We start from the raw sequence: 13,455 nt of genomic DNA, 5'->3' as shown, positions 1-13,455 counted from the left end.
CCCGGACACGACCGGCCCGCGCGCCACCGCCGGTCAGTCGGCCACCGGACGCCGCACCCCCGTCGTGGACTCCCCCACCTCCAGCCGGTACGGGGCCACGTGCACCGCGTGCCCCGGCGGGGTCGCCGCGCCGATCCGGCCGGCCAGTGACGTGACGGCCAGCGAGGCGATGGCCGCTTTGTCGGGCACCACCGTCGTCAGCGAGGGAGTGGCGTAACGGCCCTCCTCGCTGCCGTCGACGCCGGCGACGGCGATGTCCCCGGGCACGGCGAGACCGGCCTCGTGGAAGGCCCGGATCGCGCCGACGGCCAGCATGTCGTTGAAGCAGAACACCGCGTCCGGGCGGCTCCCGGCGGGCAGGGCGGCCAGCGCGCGGCCCGCCCGCAGCCCGCTGCGCCGGTCGAACTCCTCGACCTGCGGCGCGAGTCGGGGGTCGAAGGACAGACCCGCCGCGTGCAGGGCGAGTTGGAAGCCCTCCAGGCGCTGCCTGCTGGTCGCCGAGCCCTGCCGGTCCACGCCGACGACGGCGAGCCGGGTCCGGCCGAGCGAGACCAGGTGGGCGGCGGCCTCACGGGCGGCGGCCACATTGTCGATCAGGACGTGGTCGGCGTGGAGTTGCTCCCGGCCGTCCTCGCGCTCGCCCAGCAGCACCAGCGGGAAACCGGCCGTGGTGGCGGCGAGTTGGTCGAAGGGCACCCGGAGCGGGGAGAGGATCACGCCGTCGAGCAGGGCCGCGCCGAGCCCGGTGGCCAGCCGCAGCTCCTCGCGGGGGTCGCCCAGCGTCTCCTCGATCAGGACGGTGAGACCGATCCGGGACGCCTCGGTCCTGACGTGGTGGGCGAGTTCGGCGAAGTAGGGCGTGGCCAGGAACGGCACCGCCAGAGCGATCAGCCCGCTGCGGCCGGTGCGCAGCCGTACCGCCGACGGGTTCGGACGGTACCCCAGTTCGCTCACCGCGACCATGACGCGCTCTCGGGTGGCGGGGGCCACTCTCGACATTCCGCGTACAACGTTGGAAACAGTCTTGACTGAGACGCCCGCGCGATCGGCGACGTCCTTGAGCCGCACTGCTGTCACGTACCCGCCTTTCTCGGAGACGCCTCATTGTAGGGCAGTTCAACGCAGAGCGTCCCGCAGACACGTGCAGGCGGCAGTCGTCCGCGCCTAAAGGGTTGACCGCCAGGACACACACTGGTTACAACGTTGGAACAGCCGGGCGAAGGAACCACTGGCCGACCCTGCCGGGGGTCTCCGTGCGCCCGGACGCCGTGGGCGCGTGGCGGACCGCCGTCGCGCCCCCGGCGGTCGAGCGGCGGCCGGACAGCCCGTTCCCGCGCCACCGCCCGTGACGTACGCCAGCCTCACGAGAGGGCCCGCATGTCCCCGCACCGCCCGAATCTCCCGCTGCGCACCGCCGTGGTGGGCACCGGATCCATCGCCCGAGGAAGTCACCTGCCCGCGCTCGCCGCTGTGGCGGCGGAGGGCTCGGTGGAGATCGTCGCCGTGGTCGACGTCGCCGAGGAGGCGGCCCGCGCCGCCGCCGAGGAGTTCTCCGTGCCGGGCGCCTTCACCGACCTCGACACCATGCTCGGCGAGGTACGCCCCGACCTGGTCGTCCTCTGCACGCCGCCCTCGCTCCACCGGGAGCAGGCCGTCGCCGCGCTGCGGACCGGTGCCCATGTGTGGTGCGAGAAGCCGCCGTGCCCCTCGCTCTCCGACTACGACGCGGTGACGGCCGCCGCCGAGCGGGGCCCCGGCGCCCCGACCGCGGCCTTCGTCTTCCAGCACCGGTTCGGCTCCGGCGCCCGCCACGTCCGCGAGCTGCTGCGCGAGGGGGCCTTCGGACGGCCGCTGGTCGCGCACTGCCAGACCACCTGGTACCGGGGCGCGGACTACTACACCGTGCCGTGGCGCGGCCGTTGGGACACCGAGGGCGGCGGTCCCGCCATGGGGCACGGCATCCACCAGAACGACCTGCTGCTCGACCTGCTGGGCCCGTGGCGGGAGATCCGCGCGATGGCCGCCCGGCTGGTGCACGACGTGCAGACCGAGGACGTCTCCACCGCCCAGGTCCGGTTCGCGAGCGGCGCGGTCGCCACCGTCGTCAACAGCGTGCTCAGCCCCGACGAGGTCAGCCGGATACGGATCGACTGCGAGCTGGCGACCGTCGAGCTCACCCATCTCTACGGCTACCGCAACGCCGACTGGCGGATCACCCCGGCCCCCGGCGTCCCGGCGCGGACGGCACGGGCCTGGAACGACTTCGGCCCCGACGAACCCAGCTCCCACCTGGCCCAACTACGCGCCCTCGTCGCCGACATCCGGGCCGGAACCCCGCACCCGACCGGCGGCGAAGGCGGCCGCGGGATCGTGGAGTTCACCGCCGCGCTCTACAAGTCCGCCTTCACCGACGCCACCGTCCGGGCGGGCGAGATCGGCCCCGACGACCCGTTCTACGCCGCCATGCACGGCGGTGAACCCGACCGGCTGCCGGTCGGCGCCCGCGAGGAGGAGCAGGCCGCATGACGCTGTCGCTGACCCACGTCCACGACGACCGGATCACCGTGACCCACCGGGCCACCGGTACCGAGCTGTTCGCCTACGTGTACCGCCCGGAGGCCGCCTGGGAGGCGCCGAAGCCGTACCTCCACCCGATCCGCACCCTCGGCGGTGGTCTGGTCACCGACTACCGCCCGAACGACCACCGTTGGCACAAGGGCCTCCAGCTCACCGCCTCGCACCTGTCGGGTCAGAATCTGTGGGGCGGCAACACGTATGTGCACGGCGAGGGGTACGTGGCGCTGCCCGAGCGGATCGGCTCGATGGCGCACGTCGGCTTCGACGAGGTGTCGGCGGGTCCCGACGGCGTGGTGATCGCCGAGCGCCTGACCTGGCACCCGTACGACGGCTCGCTCTGGGCCGAGGAGGACCGCAGGATCGAGGTCACCGCCGAGGAGGGCGGTTGGACCCTGACCTGGTCCTCGGCCGTCACCAACCGGCGCGCCGAGCCGTTGCGGTTCGGCAGCCCCACCACCGCCGGGCGGCCCGACGCCGGTTACACCGGGCTGTTCTGGCGCGGGCCGCGCGCCTTCCGCGACGGGCACGCCTTCACCGCGGACGGCGACAGCGCCGAGCGCGACCTCATGGGTGAGCAGGCGCCCTGGCTCGCCTACAGCGGCGAGCACGACGGACGCGACGGACACGCCACCGTCGTCTTCGAGCACGCGCCGGGCAACGACCACGCGGGCGAGAAGGGCACCCACCCCGCGCACTGGTTCGTGCGCACCGACCCGTTCGCCGCGGTCGCCCCGTCCTTCGCCTTCCACGAGGAGCTGGTCCTGGCCCCCGGCGAGGTCCTGGACCGTACGTACCGCGTCCATGTCGCCGACGGCGCCTGGGACCGTGCGGCGGTCACCGCCCATCTGGAGCGGCACCCGTGGTGACGGCGGGCTACGACGGGTTCCCCGGGGCGGTCGCGGTCTCCCGGCTGAGCGTCTACGACTGGCCGACCGTGGACGGCAGGCCGGGCGGCGGCACCCCGCACCTCCATCTGACGTGCAGCGAGGGGTACGTGGTGACCGACGGCGAGGGCGCCGTGCAGACCCTGACCGCCTCCGGTTTCGAGGAGACCCCGCTGCGCGCGGGCACCGTGGCCTGGTTCACCCCCGGCACCATCCACCGGCTGGTCAACGACGGCGGGCTGCGGATCACCGTCGTGATGCAGAACGGCGGACTCCCCGAGGCGGGCGACGCCGTCCTCACCCTGCCCCCCGACCGGCTGACCGACCCCGAGGTGTACGCGGCGGCGGTCCGGCTGCCGACGAGCGGGAGCGAGCGGGAGCTGGTCGGCGCGGCGCGGGCCCGCCGTGACCTCGCCACCCGCCGTTTCCTCGATCTGCGCGACGCGCTCGCCGCGGATGATCCGGAGCCGCTGGCCGCCTTCCACCGCGCGGCGGCCGAGCTGGTGCGGCCACGCCTGGCCGACTGGGAGCGGCGCTGGCGCGAGGGCGCCCACGCGGCGGTGACCGCCACGCACGACCAGTTGGCCGCTCTCGGTGACGGCGACGCGCGCCATCTGGCCGACGCCCGTACCCACGCGAGCGGACCCGCCGCGACCGGACGGTTCGGGATGTGCGGCCGTCTCGACGTCTACCACGACGGGTGAGCCGAACGGCCCGTCCCCGCCCCTCGGCGTCCGCCCACGACGGGTGAGCCGAACGGCCCGTCGCCGTTCCCAGCCCCCGTGCGGCGGCGGGCGCCTCGTGCCACCGCTCCACCCACCCACCCACCCACCCCGGAAAGGCCACCATGCCCGAGCCCCGAAGCGGCCGGCGTCGGTTCCTCCGCCGCCGAGCGGTCGCCACGGCGGTCGCCGCCGGTTGCAGCACCGTTCTGCTGGCCGCGCTCACCTCCTGCGGCGCCTCCGGCGCCTCGGGCGGTCACCTCACCCTCACCTTCTCCTGGTGGGGCAACGACGAACGCCAGGCCCGTACCGAGAAGGCGGTGCGCCTGTTCGAGAAGGCGCACCCGGACATCAGCGTCCAGATGTCCAACGCCGACTTCGGCTCCTACAAGCAGCGGCTGTCCACCCAGGCCGCGGGCGGCGGGATACCGGACCTGGCGCAGCTCGACTACCGCCAGATCTCCCAGTTCTCCACCGGCGGCGCGCTGCTCCCCCTGGACCGGTACGTCAAGGACGGCACCCTCGACACCGCCGAGATGGACACGTCCTTGGTGCGCACCGGCTACCTGGCGGGAAAGCAGTACGCGCTGCCGATGGGCCGCGGGATCACCGGTTACGTCTACGACGCCGACGTCTTCGACACCGCCGGTGTCCCGGCGCCGCAGCCCTCGTGGACCTGGCAGGACTGGGCCGACGCCAGTGCGAGGATCGCCGGGCTGAAGCTGAAGTCCCCCGACGGGCGGACCGTGGCGGGCGGCAACGACGGCGGGAGCAACGAGGACGTCTTCGAGGACTGGTTGCGCAGCCACGGCAAGCAGCTCTACGCGAGCCCCACCGAGCTCGGCTACACCGAGAAGGACCTCGCCGACTTCTGGACCTTCTTCCACGAACTCCAGAAGGCGGGGGCGGTGGTCTCGGCCAAGGACAGCGCGCAGGCCGACGCAACGGGCATCAGCGCCTTCAGCCGCGGTCTGGACGCCATGGACTACTCCTGGGACGCGACCTTCACCGGCTTCACCAGCCCGACCGGGCACGCGATGCGCTTCGCGCCGGTGCCCACCATCGACGGCAAGGCGGGGTCGTACTTCAAGCCGACGATGCTGATCGGCATCGGCGCCCACTCGAAACACCCGCAGGAAGCGGCCCAGTTGATGAACTTCCTCCTCAACGACCCGCAGGCGGGCGACATTCTGGGCGTCACCCGCTCCCAGCCGCCCAATCGGAAGATCGCCGCCGAGGTGAACAGCAAGCTGACAGGACCGGAGTTGAAGGTCTGGCAGTTCGACGAGGTGATGCAGAAGTACGGCGTGCGGCCGCCGCCGTCCGCGCCTCCCAAAGGTGACGTCGCGATCCAGAGCGCCTTCGTCCGCGAGTACCAGCGGGTGGAGTTCGGCCTGGCGTCGCCCGCGAAGGCGGCCCATGAGCTGGTCGTCCAGGCGAAGCAGGAGTTGGAGTCATGAGCGTCGCGCGGATCGAGGCGGCCGAGGCCGCCGGGCGGGCCGAGGACACGCCGGGACCGGACCGGCGCACCCGCCGCGGCCGGGAGGCGCGCTGGCCCGCGTATGTGTTCCTCACCCCGTGGATGATCGGCGCGGTCGCGGTGACCCTGGTGCCGATGGCGGTCTCCCTCTATCTCTCCTTCACCAGTTACGACATGCTCTCCACCCCGCACTGGGTGGGCCTGCGCAACTACTCGGAGATGCTGACCGCCGACCCGCGGTTCTGGCGGTCGGTCCTGACCACCCTGAAGTACGTGGTGATCGCCGTCCCGCTCAAGCTGGCCCTCGCGCTGGGCGCCGCGATGCTGCTCAAGCGGCTCAGCAGCCGGGGCCGGGGCTTCTACCGGTCGGCGTTCTACGCCCCGTCCCTGCTCGGCGCGAGCATGTCGATCGCGCTGGTGTTCCGGGCGCTGTTCAACGACGGCGGCACGATCGACAACGTCCTCGGCACCCTCGGCATCCACATCGGCGGCTGGGTCGGCAATCCGCATCTGGCGACCTACGTCGTGGTGCTGCTGACGGTCTGGCAGTTCGGCGCCCCCATGGTCATCTTCCTGGCCGGTCTCCAGCAGATCTCGCCGGAGCTGTACGAGGCGGCGGCGCTCGACGGGGCGGGCGCCTGGCGGCAGTTCGTGTCCGTCACGGTGCCGATGCTCTCGCCGGTGGTCTTCTTCAACCTGGTGCTCGAAGTGATCCAGTCCTTCCAGGTCTTCACGCCCGCCTTCGTCGTCAGCGGCGGCAACGGCGGACCGGCCGACTCGACGCTCTTCTACACGCTCTATCTGTACGAGCGCGGCTTCACCGCCTCGCACATGGGCTACGCCTCGGCCATGGCCTGGCTGATGCTGCTCGCCATCGCGGCCGTCACCGCGGTGCTGTTCAAGACCTCCCGGTCCTGGGTGTTCTACGCGGACGAGGCGGAACGATGAATCTGACCCTGCGCCGCCGGCTGCCCCACACGGTCGCCCTGATCGCGCTGCTCGCCCTGCTCTACCCGCTGCTCTGGCTGCTGGTGACGTCCGTCAAGCCCGCCGACGAGGTGGTGACCAGCGTCGACCTGTGGCCCCGGCACTTCGAGTGGAGCAACTACACCACCGCGCTCGACGGTGTCTCGGGCGTCTCGGTGACCCGGCTGCTCGGCAACAGCATGCTGATCGGCCTCGGTTCGGTGATCGGCACGGTGACGTCCTGCTCGCTGGCCGCGTACGCCTTCGCGCGGCTGCGGTTCCGGATGCGCGGCCCGATGTTCGCCTTCACCGTGGCCACGCTGATGCTGCCGCAGCACGTGGTGCTGATCCCGCAGTACATCATCTTCAACAAGCTCGGCATGATGAACACCTACTGGCCGCTCATCCTGCCCAAATTCCTCGCGGTGGACGCGTTCTTCGTCTTCCTCATCGTGCAGTTCATGCGCAATCTGCCCAGGGACCTGGAGGAAGCGGCCAGGATCGACGGCTGCGGCCCGTTCCGCTCGTTCTTCCACATCGTCCTGCCGCTGAGCCGGCCCGCGCTGATCACCACCGCGATCTTCTCGTTCATCTGGTCCTGGAACGACTTCTTCGCCCAGATGATCTACCTGCTCTCGCCGGAGAAGGCCACCATCACGCTGGCGCTGCGGAGCTTCGTCGACCAGTCGAGCACCTCCGCCTACGGGCCCATGTTCGCCATGTCGGTGATCTCCGTGCTGCCCATCGTGCTGTTCTTCCTCGTGTTCCAGCGCTATTTGGTGCAGGGCATGGCCACCTCGGGACTGAAGAGCTGAGGAGGACCGATGAGTCACCCACCCGTCGTTTCTCGCCGGGCCCACCGCGAGCCGGGCGAGGTGTTCGGCTCCGGCTTCACCCTCTTCGCCGACATGCTGCTGGTGGGCGTGGTCACCGCCGTGGCCTGCCTGCCGGTGGTCACCGCACCGGCGGCGCTCTCCGCCGCCTGCGCCGTATTCCGCCGGACCGCGGCGAACGGCGTGCAGGTCCGGCTCGGCGACCTGCTGGCCGAGGTACGAGCCCGACTGACCCTGCCCGCGCTGCTCAAGGGCCTGGTGCCGCCCGCGTTCGCCGTGCTGTTCCTGCTCGACGAGGAACTGCTGCGCTCCGGGCTGCCCGGCGCGGCCCTCATGGCGCCGGTCCTGATGCTGCTCGCCCTCGGCGCGGCGGCCGTCGGCCTGCGCGCGGTCGCCCTGGACGGACCGCACCGGCTCTCGGGCCGCGAGGCCCTGGCGCGTTCCCTGGCCGACCCGCGCGGCACCGCCCTGCTGGCCGGAGCCGTCGTCCTGGCGGCGCTGCTGCTGTGGGCCATGCCCGTCCTCCTGCCGCTGCTGCCCGGCCCGTTGGCGTTCGCCGCGACCGCCGTGGACCTGCGGCGCCCCGCCGACCCGTACGACCGCTGACCGGCGCTCCCGGCCGCCGCCCGCGTCCCGCCATCCGTCAAGACTCACCTCCGGAGCACTCCCCCATGCCCCTCACACACCTCGACGCGGCCGGTCACCCCCGGCCGCAACTGGTCCGCGACCCCGACTGGCACGACCTGTGCGGCCCCTGGCTCTTCGCCCACGACGACGCCGACACCGGGCGCGCCGAGCGCTGGATGGACCCGGCGGTCACCGAGCCCTTCACCACGACGATCACCGTCCCGTACCCGCCCGAGTCCAAGGCGTCCGGCGTCCACGACACCGGCCACCACCCGGTGGTCTGGTACCGCCGCTCCCTCGATCTGCGCCGGCCCGCCTCCGGCCGCCTGCTGCTGCACTTCGGCGCGGTGGACTACCGCGCCGAGGTGTGGCTGGACGGGCGGCCTGCAGGGCGGCACGAGGGCGGGCACACCGGGTTCACCTGCGACCTGACGGACGTTCTCGACGGCGACGGCGAGCATGTGCTCGTGGTCCGCGCGGAGGACCAGCCGCTGGACGCGGCGCAGCCACGGGGCAAGCAGGACTGGCGGCGCGACCCGCACGTCATCTGGTACGAGCGCACCACCGGGATCTGGCAGCCGGTGTGGCTCGAAGAGGTCCCCGAGGAGCACGTCACCGTCCTGCACTGGCTGCCCGACGTCGCCCACGCCCGGGTCGGCTGCCGGGTCCGCCTCAGCCGCTGGCCGCGCGGCCCGCGCGACCTCACGGTCCGCCTCACCGTCGGCGAGCGGGTGCTGGCCGAGCAGCGGATCCGGACCGAGGGCCAGGAGACCGCCTTCGACATCTCCGTCCCCGCGCTGCGGCACGGCCAGGACCTCGACGACCTGCTGTGGCGCCCGGAGAAGCCGCACCTGGTGGACGCCGCCGTGACGGTCACCGACCCCGCCGACGGGGCCCGCCTCGACCAGGTCTCCTCCTACCTGGGCCTGCGCGACCTCGGCTGGGACGACGGCGTCTTTTTGCTCAACCACCGGCCGTACTTCCTGCGCATGGCGCTCCAGCAGGGCTACTGGCCCGAGTCCCACCTCGCCGCGCCCGGGGAGGCGCTGCGCCGGGACGTGGAACTCGCCAAGGAACTGGGGCTCAACGGGCTGCGGATCCACCAGAAGATCGAGGACCCGCGGTTCCTGTACTGGGCCGACCGGCTCGGCCTGCTGCTCTGGGAGGAGATGCCGTCGGCCTACGTGTTCGGCGCGCCGACCGTGGAGCGGGTGGCGCACGAGTGGACCGAGGCGATCCGCCGGGACCTCAGCCATCCCGCGATCGTCGCCTGGGTCCCGGTCAACGAGTCCTGGTCGGTGCCGAATCCGGCGCTGGTGCCGGAGCAGCGGCACTTCATGGACGCGCTGTACCACCTGACCAAGGCGCTCGACCCGACCCGGCCCGCCGTCTCCAACGACGGCTGGGAGCTGTCGGCGGCCGACATCTGGGGCGTCCACGACTACACCCAGCACGCCTCGGTCCTGGCCGACCGCTACGGCCACGCGGCCCTGCGCCAGGGCGCGTTCACCGAGCGGTGGCCTGCGAGCAAGCGGCTCACCCTGGAGGGCGTACGCCACCAGGGCCAGCCGGTGGTGCTGAGCGAATTCGGCGGCGCCACCTTCGAACCGGCCGACGGCGAGAACTGGTTCGGGTACGACACGGTGGCCACCGAGGAGGACTTCACCGCGCGCCTCGACGCCCTGGTGACCGCCGCCGTCGACTCCGGCCTGGCCGGCTTCTGCTACACCCAGTTGACCGACACCCTCCAGGAGACCAACGGCCTGCTCACGGCGGAGCGCGAGCCGAAGGTGCCGACGGAGACGGTGCGCGCGATCGTGGGACGGCCGCGGACGCTCGGATGAGACGGAGGGCACCGCCCCGACGCCGCCCCGACGCCGCTCAACCGGAGCCGGGGCAGGCGTCGGGGCAGGCGTCGGGTGCGCCACCGTTCTGCGGCGTCGGTCAGCCGCCGGTCGTGAAGACCGGTTCCAGATCGGCCCATCGGTCGGCGGTCGCGTACACGGGGATGAGGTCCAGCGGCGCGGCCCGTTCGACGACCCGGCCGCCGGTGTGGGTCCGCCCGGTCCAGACGTCGACCCAGTCGCCGTGCGGCAGATAGACCTCACGGCCGGTGGCGCCCGGCTCAGTGACCGGGGCGACCAGGAGCGCGGAGCCGAGCCGGAACTGGTCGGGGAAGTCCCAGATGCGCCGGTCCCGGGGATCGTCGAAGAACAGCCCGCGCATCAGCGGCTTCCCCTGTGCCAGACCGGTGCGGGTCTCCTGCGCCAGGTACGGCACCAGCCGCTCGCGCAGGTGCGTGTACGTCCGGGAGATCTCCAGCACGCGCGGGTCGCCGGAGCGGTCCGCGATGTTCCACGGCGTACGGTCGCGCAGCGGCAGCCGGTGGTGGTTGTACTCCGAGTGGTACTGCATGATCGGCATGAAGCAGGACGCCGCGAGGGCCCTGACGTACAGCTCGGCGTCCGGGACGTCCCCGGAGAACCCGGCGATGTCCCAGCCCCAGTAGACGATGCCGCAGGCCGAGGCGGTGATGCCGGCGGTGAGGGAGTGCCGGTAGGCGTCCCAGGTGGAGTCCTCGTCGCCCGCCCAGAAGACGCCCGCGTTCTGCGAGCCGGTGAACCCGGCACGGCTGAAGGTGACCGGCGCCTTGCCGCACTCCCGCAGCAACTCGCCGTACGCGCGCGGGTATTCGACGGTGAACAGATTGTTGGTCAGCGCGCCTGTCGTGCCGTCGTCGTACCGCAGGTCGTCGCCCCAGGCGTGTTCGCCGCCGTCCGTCTTGAAGCCGTCGACGCCGACCTCCTCCACCAGATAGCGGCGCTTGGCGAGCCACCACTGGCGTGCCTTGGGGTGGGTCAGGTCCGGCATCAGCGCCTGGGGGAACCACCAGCCCCTGTTGCGGTAGGGCCGCGTGCCGCCCTCCTCCATGACGGTGTACCCGTGCTCGATCATCGCGCGGGCGTCGGCGGCGGCCTGGCCGCGCGGCGCCGGGCGCGTCTTCATCAGCGGGATCTGCCAGAGCAGCACCTTGATGTCGCGGCTGTGCAGCTCGTCGACCATGCCCTTGGGGTCGGGCCAGGCGCCGTCCGGCGGGAAGGTGAAGTCGGCCAGGCGGTGCGGAGCGCCGTCCTCCGTGACCGGGTACCGCGCGTCCCGGAAGGCGGTGAAGGTCGCCTCGTCGCTCCACGCCTCGATGACCAGCGCTCCGACCGGGATGTCCTCGTCGCGGTGGCGGTCCATCTCGGCCATCACCCTTTGCTGGGTGTTCCATTCGTTGCCGCTGGCCCACAAGCGGAAGACCCAGTCGGGCAGTTCCTCGGGACGTCCGGCCTCGTCCAGGAAGGCGGACAGCAACTCGTGGGGCGCGCCGCCGAAGCAGACCGTCTCGACCGCGCCGTCCGGCGGGGTCTGCGCCTCGATCCACAGCAGGTCCGGGTCGCTCGCCGCGATGTCGTACCAGGTGCGCCGCGAAGTGCGGACGTGGAAGGCCCAGTTGTCCGCGCCGTCCCCGCCGAGCACCATCGCGAACGGCATGGGCAGGTACGTACGGGTGGTGAAGCCCTGTCCCTTGTACTGCTCGAAGACCTGGGCGTCCAGGGTGTGTCCGCGTTGGTCGACGGCGTTGTAGCGCTCGCCGAAGCCGACCACATGCGCGTCGGGCGCCAGCCGCAGCGCGAAGCGGACCCGCAGCACCGTGCCGTCGGCGGCCACCAGGCGGGAGGCGGACCCCTCGACCAGTCGGCCGGTGTCCGCGGTGACCCGCAGCAGCGCGGCCCCCTCGCGCCACACCGCGGGGGCGACGGTGTGCCAGGACGTGGCACGGGTGCGGCCGTCGCGGTGCCTGGCCACGAAGCGGTAGCGGGCGGCCGTGCCCTCGGCGAGCGGGGCGGGGCGGACGACCCAGCGGGTACGGTCGCCGCGCCCGCTCGCGGCCGCCGCGAGGTGACTGTCCGAGTCTCCGCCGTTGTCACCGGCCGGGTCGGTCCGGCCTTCGACGGCGGCGGTCAGCGCGGTGACGCCGTCACCGGCGTCCCACTCGCACACCACGGCCTCGACATCGGCTCCGGTGGAGGCGCGTACCTCGAACGGCTCACCCGCCGACGGGATCACGGGCACGCGCTGGTCGTCGGTCGGCTCGTAGGGGTGGCCCGAGCCGTGCGGACGGTGGCGGATCATACGGAGACTCCGAGTTCATGGGCGAGGATGAGGTACATGGCGTGGGACCAGAGCAGCGGGGTGGCGTTCGGCCCCCACCGCTCCTCCCACTCCGCGAGGTGTTCCGGCGCCAGCAGGCGTACGCCCGGGGCCTGTTCCGGCAGCAGTCCGTCGGCGGTGGACCGCGAGGCGATCCACTCCAGCTCGCGCAGGGCGTCGCCGGTACGGCCGACGCGTGCGTAGTGCCACCCGAGCAGCCCGGCGAGCACGGGCCACTGGCCGCCGCCGTAGAAGACGTCCTGGAGGTAGCGGTGCACGCCGCCTTCGGGCTCCACCAGGTCGCGCTCGATCGCGGCGAGCGTCGCGCGCGCGACCGGTCCCGCCGGGTCCACGGAGCCGAACGGGGTCAGGCAGGCCAGCAGGCTCGCGTCCACCGCCGCCCCGCCCAGCCACTTCGCCAGGCCGCCGCCGTACAGGCCCTGTTCGCGGACGAGGGCGTCGATCCGGGTGACCGTGGGTCCGCAGCGCCCCGCCGTGTCGAGCCCTGCCGCGCCGACTGCCGCGAGGCCGCCGCGGATGGCGCCGAGCGTGGCCCCGTGCCGGTGCTCCTTGGACTCCTCCCACCAGTCGTAGCAGGGCAGGTCCCAGGTCGCGGCGAGGTAGCCGACGGTGAGGCGGATCGCCTCGCGGTAGGGGGCGGGGTCGCCGCCGTGCCGGCGCAGGTGCTCGGTGAGCGCCCACAGCCAGGTGCCGTAGCCGTCGGTCTGGAAGTCCCACCAGCCGACGTCCCCGGTGTCCGCGCCGTCCAGGGTGTACCGGGTGGGCAGCAGATCGGCCTCGGCTGGCTGTCCTCCCGCCGCCCGTACGGCGATGATCCGCTCGATACGGGAGGCGCGGTCCGTGATCACGTTGGCGCACCACCGGTGGAAGGCGTCGGCGGAACCGGTCGCGCCGTACCGTGAGGCTGCCTCCGCGACGAACGAGCCGTCGCGGAACCAGGAGTAGCGGTAGACCTCGTAGCCGGGGCAGGCCGGGTACGCCCCGGAGGCCGCCTGGTGGGCGGTGATCACCTCCAGGCTGCGGCGGGCGAGGCGCGCGTGGCCGGGTGACTGCGTCGTGGAGGTGGACAAGGCTGGTGTCTCCTAAGCGGGCGATACGGGTGTCGCCGGGTGTGGCGGAGGGGTGCGGGAAGCGGGGGGGTCGGGCGC

11 protein-coding genes are annotated in these 13,455 nt (G+C 72.6%); 8 read left to right on the top strand and 3 right to left on the bottom strand.

Going from position 1 to position 13,455, the window contains the following annotated elements; translation table 11 throughout:
* Positions 1 to 33 precede the first annotated feature (33 nt).
* Positions 34 to 1,077: a LacI family DNA-binding transcriptional regulator gene (locus ACIO6U_RS17615; RefSeq protein WP_355335501.1), complete on the bottom strand. Its 1,044-nt coding sequence runs from the start codon at positions 1,075 to 1,077 to the stop codon at positions 34 to 36.
* A gap of 300 nt (positions 1,078 to 1,377) precedes the next feature.
* On the opposite strand from ACIO6U_RS17615, the gene ACIO6U_RS17610 reads away from it, so the two are divergent.
* From ACIO6U_RS17610 to ACIO6U_RS17575, 8 genes are all read left to right on the top strand, one after another.
* Positions 1,378 to 2,526, top strand: a complete 1,149-nt coding sequence (locus ACIO6U_RS17610; RefSeq protein ID WP_401719940.1) for a Gfo/Idh/MocA family protein — start codon at positions 1,378 to 1,380, stop codon at positions 2,524 to 2,526.
* Positions 2,523 to 3,443, top strand: a complete 921-nt coding sequence (locus tag ACIO6U_RS17605) for a PmoA family protein (protein WP_355335506.1) — start codon at positions 2,523 to 2,525, stop codon at positions 3,441 to 3,443. The genes ACIO6U_RS17610 and ACIO6U_RS17605 overlap by 4 nt, the downstream gene beginning before the upstream one ends.
* A complete protein-coding gene (locus ACIO6U_RS17600; protein WP_401720904.1) occupies positions 3,440 to 4,165 on the top strand; it encodes a cupin domain-containing protein in 726 nt (241 codons plus the stop codon). The genes ACIO6U_RS17605 and ACIO6U_RS17600 overlap by 4 nt, the downstream gene beginning before the upstream one ends.
* Before the next feature lie 143 nt (positions 4,166 to 4,308).
* On the top strand, positions 4,309 to 5,643 hold the full coding sequence (locus ACIO6U_RS17595) for an ABC transporter substrate-binding protein (RefSeq protein ID WP_401719937.1): 1,335 nt from the start codon (positions 4,309 to 4,311) through the stop codon (positions 5,641 to 5,643).
* Positions 5,640 to 6,611, top strand: coding sequence for a carbohydrate ABC transporter permease (locus ACIO6U_RS17590; protein ID WP_401719934.1), 972 nt, complete (start codon positions 5,640 to 5,642; stop codon positions 6,609 to 6,611). The genes ACIO6U_RS17595 and ACIO6U_RS17590 overlap by 4 nt, the downstream gene beginning before the upstream one ends.
* Positions 6,608 to 7,444 (top strand): carbohydrate ABC transporter permease, encoded by an 837-nt coding sequence (locus ACIO6U_RS17585; protein WP_401719931.1) that lies wholly within the window; start codon positions 6,608 to 6,610, stop codon positions 7,442 to 7,444. Before ACIO6U_RS17590 ends, ACIO6U_RS17585 begins: the two co-directional genes overlap by 4 nt.
* Positions 7,445 to 7,453: 9 nt before the next feature.
* A complete protein-coding gene (locus ACIO6U_RS17580) occupies positions 7,454 to 8,068 on the top strand; it encodes a hypothetical protein (RefSeq protein WP_355335517.1) in 615 nt (204 codons plus the stop codon).
* Positions 8,069 to 8,133: 65 nt separating this feature from the next.
* Complete coding sequence (locus ACIO6U_RS17575; protein ID WP_401719928.1) at positions 8,134 to 9,933, top strand: glycoside hydrolase family 2 protein; 1,800 nt, start codon at positions 8,134 to 8,136, stop codon at positions 9,931 to 9,933.
* Between the two features lie 100 nt (positions 9,934 to 10,033).
* On the opposite strand, the gene ACIO6U_RS17570 is transcribed toward ACIO6U_RS17575, so the two are convergent.
* Complete coding sequence (locus ACIO6U_RS17570; RefSeq protein ID WP_401719925.1) at positions 10,034 to 12,268, bottom strand: TIM-barrel domain-containing protein; 2,235 nt, start codon at positions 12,266 to 12,268, stop codon at positions 10,034 to 10,036.
* Positions 12,265 to 13,377, bottom strand: coding sequence for a glycoside hydrolase family 15 protein (locus ACIO6U_RS17565; RefSeq protein WP_401719922.1), 1,113 nt, complete (start codon positions 13,375 to 13,377; stop codon positions 12,265 to 12,267). The genes ACIO6U_RS17570 and ACIO6U_RS17565 overlap by 4 nt, the downstream gene beginning before the upstream one ends.
* Between the last annotated feature and the right edge of the window lie 78 nt (positions 13,378 to 13,455).

Source organism: Streptomyces sp. NPDC087422 (assembly GCF_044744145.1).
Taxonomy (GTDB): Bacteria; Actinomycetota; Actinomycetes; order Streptomycetales; family Streptomycetaceae; genus Actinacidiphila.
Note: the sequence above shows the minus strand (reverse complement) of the source record. Positions and strands in the feature narration are given on the sequence as shown.